This window comes from Syntrophorhabdaceae bacterium, assembly GCA_028713955.1.
In the GTDB taxonomy this organism is placed as follows: domain Bacteria; phylum Desulfobacterota; class Syntrophorhabdia; order Syntrophorhabdales; family Syntrophorhabdaceae; genus UBA5609.
Genome location: JAQTNJ010000332.1, coordinates 1 through 1335, shown reverse-complemented (window position 1 = coordinate 1335; position 1335 = coordinate 1). Strand labels below are relative to the sequence as shown.

Annotated in this window: 2 protein-coding genes; both read left to right on the top strand. The window is 46.1% G+C overall.

Going from position 1 to position 1335, the window contains the following annotated elements:
• A partial coding sequence (locus PHU49_16605) for a helix-turn-helix domain-containing protein (protein MDD5245631.1) occupies positions 1 to 318 on the top strand: 318 nt, incomplete at its 5' end.
• Positions 305 to 1335 (top strand): ATP-binding protein (locus PHU49_16600; protein MDD5245630.1); only part of this gene is annotated, 1031 nt, incomplete at its 3' end. The genes PHU49_16605 and PHU49_16600, both read left to right, overlap by 14 nt.

Genomic DNA, 1335 nt, shown 5'->3' with positions numbered 1-1335 from the left:
GGCGCCTTCGATTATATCTTAAAACCGGTGAACATGGAAAAGATCCTCTTTTCTATAGAGAGGGCGATCCTCTTCCGCGATGCAGAGGAGAAATTGGAAAGACGTGGCGTTAAAAAGATCTCCTTTAATGTTGAGATAGGGAAAGGTCTCCAGCCTGCGCGGGAGGAGGCGGAGAAAAACTTTGTCCTGAAGGTGCTGCGGGATACGAACTTTAATGTATACAAATCTGCAAAGCTCCTAAACGTGAAACGGGAGAGCATTTACTATTTTATGAAGAAATTTGGTTTCAAACGGGAAGAGGGCGATGATAACGATTAAGCTCTTTGAGTACATGTACCTCTTCTTTATCGTCGCAGGCGCGGTGGCGATCGTTATCCTTCTTTACTTGCGTTACCTCACGAACAGGGCATTCAAGGTGATGCTCCGGATGATTGATGCGAACAGGGATTGCAACTATGATGTCGCCCGTTTTCTCCCAAATGTGCAGCAACTCATGAAGGTCGTTGAAATAGAGGATGTCTTTTACGATATCACTTATAGAGAAAGCAGTCTGTCAAAATTGTATTCCGGAAAAAGGCAGACGATCATCAGGGAGGCTTCACGTCCTGACTACTCGATACGTCTCGGCATGGTGCCTTTGAGCCCCAAGGGTTATCAGAAATATATCTACATGATTGTTTTTGAAACGCTCTTTCTGCTTATCGAAGCGGATATCCTTATGAAGATAAAGGTGACGAACGATGCGTTCATTAATTTCTCGAAGCTTCAGACCTTTTTGCTCCATGATGTAAAGAATGTTACCCAGTTCATAAGAAGCCTCCTCTTTAACGTTAGCCGGGTAGAAGGAACGGAAAGGGAGCATAGGTTCATAGAATCACTGAGAGAATCGACACCGGCGCTGAAGGTTAGGACTGATAAGATCCTGGGGACCCTTGAGATAGGTGTCACGAAGAAAGGTGATGAAAGGGATAAACAGGAGATAGATATCACCGGACTTATCCGGGAGCTTTTTGAACTGCACGGGATCAAAGGCGAGGTCACGGGAGATGGCATTATCTTTGCGGAAAGACATATGTTGGTAACGGTATTTGACAACATCATCAAAAACATCCGCGAAAAATCCATTAATGAACCTGGTTTGCGGTGCTTTGCCTCTGTCGGTGAAAAAGATGAGACCCTGCAGGTCACGATCGGCGATACGGGGAGTCCTGTGAAGGAGATAGAGCGTATGTTCGAGCCCTTTTACACGACAAAGAGTTCGGGCCTCGGTGTCGGTCTCTTCCAGGCGCGTCATATCGTAAAAAGTCTGGGCGGCGCCATGACTGTTGCAAACAC